We start from the raw sequence: 7,560 nt of genomic DNA on the forward strand, positions 1-7,560 counted from the left end.
GAGCCGGACGAACACGGCATCTGGCGCGTCCCCGACGCACGCCTGGCGCGGCGCCATCGCATGAGCGTGGGTACGATCGTCAGCGACGCCAGCATCCAGCTGAAATTCTGGAGCAAAGGCGGCGGTGGCAAGACCCTGGGCAGTGTCGAGGAAGGCTTTATTGCACGACTGAAGCCAGGGGATGGTTTCCTGTTCGCCGGCCGCTTGCTGGAGTTGGTACGGGTGGAAAACATGACTGCTTATGTGAAGCGCAGCACCGCGAAAAAGGCTGCCGTGCCACGCTGGAACGGCGGGCGCATGCCTCTTTCCAACGAGCTGGCCCAGGCGGTGGTCGAGCGCTTTGATGCGGCTGCCCACGGTCACTATCTCGGCCCGGAGATGCAAGCGGTGCAACCCTTGCTGGAAACCCAGCTGCGCTGGTCCGGACTGCCGACCCGCGATCACTTGCTGGCCGAGGCCCTCAAGTCCCGGGAGGGCTGGCATCTGTTCCTGTATCCGTTTGCCGGGCGCCAGGTGCATCTGGGGCTGGCGAGCCTGCTGGCCTGGCGCGTCAGCCGGCAGCAGGCGGTGACGTTCTCGATTGCGGTCAATGACTATGGGCTGGAACTGCTGAGTGCCACCGAAGTGGATTGGCCTGAGTTATTGGGCGGCGAACTGCTGAGCGCGGATCATCTGCTGGATGACGTGGTAGCCAGCCTGAATGCCGGTGAACTGGCCCTGCGACGTTTTCGCGAGATCGCGCGGATCGCCGGGCTGGTGTTCGCAGGCTATCCGGGCGCGCCGAAAAGTACGCGTCAGGTCCAGGCTTCCAGCGGTTTGTTCTTTGAGGTATTCAAGCAATATGACCCGCAGAACCTGCTGCTGACCCAGGCCGGGGAAGAAGTCCTGCGGGATGAGCTGGATATTCGTCGCCTGGAAGAGACCTTGCGCCACCTGTCTGGGTTGAAACTGGACCTGCATCGCATCAAACGGCCTACGCCGTTGGCCTTTCCGCTGCTGGTGGAACGTTTTCGGGAAAGCCTGAGCTCGGAAAAACTCTCGGAGCGGATTGCGCGGATGGTCAAGGATCTGGAAAAAGTCGCCGATAACGGGAAGCCCTGATGCCCGCTCATTACCCGATACATCTGGCGGAAGAAGCGCTGTGGTTGCTGGCGGACAAGGCGGTGTACTGGCCTGGGAGAAAGTGCCTGCTGATCGCCGACGCGCATTTTGGCAAGGCGTCGGCCTATCGCAGCCTGGGCCAGCCAGTGCCACAGGGCACGACGACGGCCAACCTGCAGTGCCTGGACCGGTTGTTGGCGGCTTTCCCCGGCGCGCAGGTGATCTTTCTCGGCGACTTTCTCCACGGCCCCGGCTCTCACGCCAGCGGCACCCTGAACGCCCTGAGAACCTGGCGTGAGCGTCATGCAGGCGTGGCGCTCACGCTGATTCGCGGCAACCACGACAAACGCGCCGGCGACCCGCCTGGCGATCTGAACATTGAGGTGGTGACCGAACCCTTGCTGATGGGCCCGTTTGCCTTGCAGCACGAGCCCGACGCCCATGCCAGCCACCATGTGCTGGCCGGGCACGTGCATCCGGTGTATCGCCTGCGGGGCAAGGGCCGGCAAAGCTTGCGCCTGCCGTGCTTCCTGATCGGCAACCAAGTCAGCCTACTACCGGCGTTCGGCGCTTTTACCGGGGGTTATTCAGTGACGCAGGAAGAAGGCAGCCGGATCTTCGTGATCGGAGACCAGGAAGTATGGCCAGTGCGTTGAGCAACTGACCATTGGCGACACGTGCAGGAAATCAGGCCACAGGGGCGGGAGGCGGTTCGTCAGGGAGAGTGGGTTCGCCAGGCTCTTCAGGCTGGTTGGGCCAGGGATCATCGGGACCTGGCTGGCCGGGAATGCCGCCTGCGGCGGGATCGGCCATCAAGGACCAGGCCATCACACCAATCTGGTTGGGTTCAAGCCGGGCGAGTTCGGCGCTGATTCGCGGATCGAGCTTCATAGGGGACTCCTCAAGCGTGGCCCGGCGCGTTGTGCACGCGTCGGGGCAGTACACCCAATAGAGTGCATGCCCGCTGACAAATTCCCTAAGCCTGTAAGACGATTCGATCAAGTGCGTGGGAGAGTGACGCCGCGCTGGCCCTGATACTTGCCGCCACGGTCCTTATAGGACACTTCGCACTCTTCGTCGGATTCGAAGAACAGCATCTGCGCCACGCCTTCGTTGGCGTAGATTTTTGCCGGCAAGGTGGTGGTGTTGGAGAACTCCAGGGTGACGTGCCCTTCCCATTCCGGCTCCAGCGGCGTCACGTTGACGATGATGCCGCAGCGCGCGTAGGTGCTTTTGCCCAGGCAGATAGTCAGGACATTACGCGGGATACGGAAGAATTCGACGGTGCGCGCCAGGGCAAAGGAGTTTGGCGGGATGATGCAGACGTCGCTCTTGACGTCGACGAAGCTTTTTTCGTCGAAGTTTTTCGGATCGACGGTTGCCGAGTTGATGTTGGTGAACACCTTGAACTCATCGGCGCAGCGTACGTCGTAGCCGTAGCTGGAAACCCCGAACGAGATCAGCCGCTCAGCGCCTTCGCCACGCATCTGGCGCTCCACGAAGGGCTCGATCATGCCGTGCTCTTGCGCCATGCGGCGAATCCACTTGTCCGATTTGATGCTCATGGCGGGTGTCCTGAATAGCGAGGTGAAAAAATTCTGTTGGGCATCTTACCGGGGCTGGCCCCGTGGTTCAAAGGGGCGGCTGTTTTTCTTGGCGCCGCGCAGCCCCTGCTGGGCGGGGCGCACCTTCAATTGTGGGGTGTTGGTGCGGTATCAGGGTGCCGCCAGTCACGAAAATAGAGAAACCTTCGGAAATACCATTGGCACGTTCCGGAAAAAGGGTTAAGGTGGCGCCACTGTGCTGCTTGTGTCACTGAGAATCTCTACACGATATGTTGAATTTCGATCCAACCATCTCCAAGAATTTTTCCTGCTCTTTGCACTCAGTCTCGGCCAGGGCTTTTCCTGAGTCGCAGTTAACTTTGTCCAAGGAGATACACCATGTCTAATCGCCAAACTGGTACCGTTAAGTGGTTCAACGATGAAAAAGGCTTCGGCTTCATCACTCCACAATCCGGTGACGACCTGTTCGTTCACTTCAAAGCTATCCAATCCGACGGCTTCAAAAGCCTGAAAGAAGGCCAACAGGTTTCTTTCATCGCTACCCGCGGTCAGAAAGGCATGCAAGCTGAAGAAGTTCAAGTTATCTAACTTGTACTGATTTAGTCGAAAAGCCCCGCCCTCAAAAGCGGGGCTTTTTTGTGCCCGCTCGTTCCTACGCTCTGCGTGGGAATGCCTCTTGTGACGCTCTGCATCACGCTTTGGGACGCGGAGCGTCCTGGGCTGCATTCCCACGCAGAGCGTGGGAACGAGCAAAGAGGGGCTTTTTTTGTGCTCGGGATTTGCCAATCACACGATGTAATTCCATGCACAAAAAAATGTGGGAGCCCACCTATGTGGGAGCCGGGCTTGCCCGCGATAGCATCACCTCGATCTATCAGTTGCACCGAGGTGATGCTATCGCAGGCAAGCCAGCTCCCACACAAGCCCGCTCCCACATTTCATCCTGCGTCGCTTATTGAAACAACGACTCACTCGACAAGCCATTCTTCTCGAGGATCTCGCGCAAGCGCTTGAGGCCCTCGACCTGGATCTGCCGCACCCGCTCACGGGTCAAGCCAATCTCCAGGCCAACATCTTCCAGGGTGCTGCTTTCGTGGCCGCGCAGCCCGAAGCGGCGAATCACCACCTCACGCTGTTTGTCCGTCAGCTCCGAAAGCCACTGGTCGATGCTTTGCGACAGATCGTCGTCCTGCAGCAACTCACATGGGTCCGTAGGACGATCATCGGTCAGGGTGTCCAGCAGGGTTTTATCCGAATCCGGACCCAGCGAGACATCGACAGAAGACACCCGCTCATTGAGACCGAGCATGCGCTTGACCTCTCCCACCGGTTTTTCCAGCAGGTTGGCGATTTCTTCAGGCGAAGGTTCATGATCGAGTTTCTGTGTCAGCTCACGCGCCGCCCGCAGGTAGACGTTGAGCTCCTTGACCACATGGATCGGCAACCGGATCGTACGGGTCTGATTCATGATCGCCCGTTCGATGGTCTGACGAATCCACCAGGTGGCGTAGGTCGAAAAGCGGAAGCCCCGCTCAGGGTCGAACTTTTCCACCGCCCGGATCAGGCCGAGATTGCCCTCTTCGATCAAGTCCAACAGGGACAGCCCACGATTGACGTAGCGCCGGGCGATTTTCACCACCAGTCGCAGGTTGCTTTCAATCATGCGCTTGCGCCCAGCCGGATCGCCCTTTTGCGACAAGCGCGCAAAATGGACTTCTTCTTCGGGAGTGAGCAGAGGGGAAAAGCCGATTTCATTGAGGTACAACTGAGTCGCGTCGAGCGCCCGTGTGTAATCAATGTACTTGTGTTGCTTTAACGCGGTGGAGTTCTTGGATTTGGTGCGAACTGAAGGTACAGCAGGTCCCTCATTCGACATCGATTCCGTATCGATGACAGTCTCCATAAGGAGAACCTCATCGTCGATGTCAAACTCCGGCGCTTCTTTACTGAGAGCCATTGTTATAGTCCTTTGGTGAGTTCGACCTCAAGCTCAAGCGACGCCTTTATCCTTGGCAACGCTGGAGCCTGTTCCTACTACGTAAGGAACAGGCTGTGCAACACATCAACGACGGGGAAGGAATTGCAGCGGATCAACAGGCTTCCCTTGGCGGCGAATCTCAAAGTGCAGTTTCACCCGGTCTGTACCAGTTGACCCCATCTCGGCAATTGTCTGTCCGACTTTGACCTGCTGCCCCTCCCGAACCAACAGCCTGCGGTTGTGACCGTAGGCACTGACGTAGGTATCGCTGTGTTTGATGATGACCAGCTCGCCGTAGCCCCGTAAACCACTCCCGGCGTACACCACTGTCCCATCAGACGCAGCTAAAACAGGCTGTCCCAAATCCCCGGCGATATCAATGCCTTTATTCAAACTACCGTTTGAAGAGAATTTTCCAATAAGGATGCCATTTGAGGGCCATCCCCAGCCGGTCGGTGCGGGCCCCGCCGGCGGCATCGGCGCAGGTGCCGGCTTGCTCGCAACGCTAGGCGCGGCGGTGCCTGCAGGCCGGGTGATGATGGTGGTCTTGCTCGAAGACGACGGCGAAGAAGCCGTGTTTGTGACAACCGCGGTCGGTGTTGAACCGGTTCGTCCATCGAAACGAATGGTCTGACCTGGATGTATCGTGTACGGGACAGGGATGTTGTTACGGGCGGCGAGCGCCTTGTAGTCCCAGCCATAACGAAAGGCGATCGAGAACATCGTATCGCCCTTGCGCACGACGTATTGGCCCGTGGTAACGGTAGGTTTCTGCGGTACCGCGTTATTGCGGTCGACCACCCGCGCACCACCGGATGGCGTGCTTGAACAAGCCGCCAGCAAGGAACTCAAGACAAGGCCAATCACCAGTCGCTGAAAGCTTGTTTGACTCATACGCTGTGCAATGACCGTGAGACTCACCCGCCGCTCCCTTTGTGGTGGCTGACTATGAACGCCTGTATCAGGCTTGAAATATGACGCAAGTATAACTGGCCGTTGGGTTTTTACTGGAAACACGATTCTAAAGAAAATTTCATCATGTTTAGCTCCTACGGCTGATCATGTGGACTCAACAGACCCCGCTGTAAGACACATACCCGGCAATAGAATTCAGTACGCAGAAATAATTGATCAGGCCAGCGGACCGTTGAGCAGCGGGACAAAACGCACGGCGCCGAGCACATGCCGGGAAAAGCCCTCTTCCTCGCGAATGATCAACATTAATTGTTGCACTTCGCCGGCGCCCACCGGAATCACCAGGCGCCCGCCGGGAGCCAGTTGATCGAGCAAGGCCTGGGGTACGTCGGTCGCCACCGCGGTGACGATAATGCCGTTGTATGGCGCCAGTGCCGGCCAGCCTTCCCAGCCATCACCCCAACGGAACACCACGTTGCGCAGGTTCAACTCCACCAGGCGTTCCTTGGCCCGGTCTTGCAACACCTTGATGCGCTCCACGGAAAACACCCGCTCCACCAGCTGCGACAACACGGCCGTCTGGTAGCCGGAGCCGGTGCCGATTTCCAGCACCTTGTCCAGCGGGCCCGCCGCCAGCAGCAACTCACTCATCCGCGCCACCATATAGGGCTGGGAGATGGTCTGGTTGTGGCCGATGGGCAAGGCTGTGTCTTCATAGGCGCGGTGCGCCAGGGCTTCATCGACAAACAGATGCCGCGGGGTACGCCGGATGACTTCCAGCACCTGGGCATTGGACAGCCCTTCTTCATACAGGCGCTGGATCAATCGCTCGCGGGTGCGCTGGGAGGTCATCCCGATGCCCCGGCGCAGCAGGTCGTCTTGTTCACGAGCCATCAGCGCAGCCCCTCCAGCCAGCCATCGAGGCTACTGAAGGCATCACTGAAGGTGCGATCGAGTTGCAACGGGGTAATCGAGACATAACCTTGCATCACCGCATGAAAGTCCGTGCCCTCGCCACCGTCCTCGGCATCGCCGGCAGCGGCAATCCAGTACCCTTCCCTGCCACGCGGGTCGACCACCTTCAGCGGCGCTGCCGCACGGGCACGGTGGCCGAGGCGGGTCAGCTGGATACCGCGAATGTGGTCCAGGGGCAGATTGGGAATATTGACGTTGAGCACCGTGCGCGGCGGCAGGACCAGGGTGTCATGGGCCTCCACCAGCTTGCGGGCGAAATACGCCGCAGTCGCCAGGTTGTCCAGTTGACGGGACGCAAACGAAAAAGCGAACGAGGTCCGACCGAGGAAGCGCCCTTCAAGGGCTGCCGCCACCGTACCGGAATACAGCACGTCGTCACCCAGGTTGGCGCCCAGGTTGATCCCGGAAACCACCAGGTCCGGCTCGCGGTCCAGCAGGCTGTTGATCGCCAGGTGCACGCAGTCGGTCGGCGTGCCATTCACGCTGATAAAGCCGTTGGGCAACGTCTGTGTATGCAACGGACGGTCGAGCGTCAGCGAGCTGCTGGCGCCGCTTTTGTCCTGGTCCGGGGCAACCACCACGCACTCGGCGTAATCCGCCAGCGCAGCATGAAGCGCGGCAAGGCCGGGTGCAGTGACCCCGTCGTCGTTAGATATCAGAATACGCATGGGCTGTCCGTCTGCCCCACCGGCACCAGATCTACAAGCTCGCGCACCAAGACAGTGGCGAAGCATCCAGCCGGCAGGACGAATTCCAATTGCAGAATGTCAGGTTCGGGATAATGCCACGTCAACCCGCCAATGGGCAGTCGAAGAATGCGACGTTCCTGGCTCATGCCGGCATTCACCAGCCAATCCCGCAGTTCGGCTTCACCGTCGGCAATCGCCTGTTCCAGCGCGAAGGTTGCTCCCGCCGCCGGCGAATCACCTTCGCCCCACTGCGGGCCGGTGGGATGCAGATCGAGGATTGCCAGGCGCGGGTCGCTGCATTCAGCCTCCCCCGCCGGGAAAAAGCTGCGGCTGTCGG

8 protein-coding genes and 2 pseudogenes are annotated in these 7,560 nt (G+C 59.5%); 3 read left to right on the plus strand and 7 right to left on the minus strand.

The window, feature by feature from the left end; translation table 11 throughout:
• Nucleotides 1-1,101, plus strand: a pseudogene (locus HX846_RS16240) (DNA ligase-associated DEXH box helicase); the annotation flags it as partial.
• A complete protein-coding gene (pdeM, locus tag HX846_RS16245) occupies nucleotides 1,101-1,757 on the plus strand; it encodes a ligase-associated DNA damage response endonuclease PdeM (protein WP_178965719.1) in 657 nt (218 codons plus the stop codon). The pseudogene HX846_RS16240 and the gene pdeM, both read left to right, overlap by 1 nt.
• Before the next feature lie 31 nt (nucleotides 1,758-1,788).
• Here the strand turns inward: pdeM and HX846_RS16250 are convergent, their stop codons facing one another.
• A complete protein-coding gene (locus HX846_RS16250; protein WP_003219272.1) occupies nucleotides 1,789-1,992 on the minus strand; it encodes a hypothetical protein in 204 nt (67 codons plus the stop codon).
• Between the two features lie 107 nt (nucleotides 1,993-2,099).
• Entirely contained in the window at nucleotides 2,100-2,666 is a 567-nt protein-coding gene (dcd, locus tag HX846_RS16255) for a dCTP deaminase (protein ID WP_003219273.1), read from the minus strand.
• A gap of 378 nt (nucleotides 2,667-3,044) precedes the next feature.
• On the opposite strand from dcd, the gene HX846_RS16260 reads away from it, so the two are divergent.
• Nucleotides 3,045-3,254 carry a cold-shock protein gene (locus HX846_RS16260; protein ID WP_002554837.1) on the plus strand — a complete coding sequence of 70 codons (210 nt, stop codon included), beginning with the start codon at nucleotides 3,045-3,047 and terminating at the stop codon, nucleotides 3,252-3,254.
• A gap of 364 nt (nucleotides 3,255-3,618) precedes the next feature.
• Here the strand turns inward: HX846_RS16260 and rpoS are convergent, their stop codons facing one another.
• From rpoS to HX846_RS16285, 5 genes and pseudogenes are all read right to left on the minus strand, one after another.
• Nucleotides 3,619-4,623: an RNA polymerase sigma factor RpoS gene (gene rpoS, locus HX846_RS16265; protein WP_003219274.1), complete on the minus strand. Its 1,005-nt coding sequence runs from the start codon at nucleotides 4,621-4,623 to the stop codon at nucleotides 3,619-3,621.
• 105 nt (nucleotides 4,624-4,728) lie between these two features.
• Nucleotides 4,729-5,565 carry a peptidoglycan DD-metalloendopeptidase family protein gene (locus tag HX846_RS16270; protein WP_032898924.1) on the minus strand — a complete coding sequence of 279 codons (837 nt, stop codon included), beginning with the start codon at nucleotides 5,563-5,565 and terminating at the stop codon, nucleotides 4,729-4,731.
• Nucleotides 5,566-5,775: 210 nt separating this feature from the next.
• Nucleotides 5,776-6,411 (minus strand): protein-L-isoaspartate(D-aspartate) O-methyltransferase, encoded by a 636-nt coding sequence (locus HX846_RS16275; RefSeq protein WP_008432211.1) that lies wholly within the window; start codon nucleotides 6,409-6,411, stop codon nucleotides 5,776-5,778.
• Between the two features lie 41 nt (nucleotides 6,412-6,452).
• Complete coding sequence (gene surE, locus HX846_RS16280; protein ID WP_003219278.1) at nucleotides 6,453-7,202, minus strand: 5'/3'-nucleotidase SurE; 750 nt, start codon at nucleotides 7,200-7,202, stop codon at nucleotides 6,453-6,455.
• Nucleotides 7,190-7,560 (minus strand): annotated as a pseudogene (locus HX846_RS16285) (tRNA pseudouridine(13) synthase TruD); the annotation flags it as partial. The gene surE and the pseudogene HX846_RS16285, both read right to left, overlap by 13 nt.

This window comes from Pseudomonas sp. K5002 (assembly GCF_013386655.1).
Taxonomy (GTDB): Bacteria; Pseudomonadota; Gammaproteobacteria; order Pseudomonadales; family Pseudomonadaceae; genus Aquipseudomonas.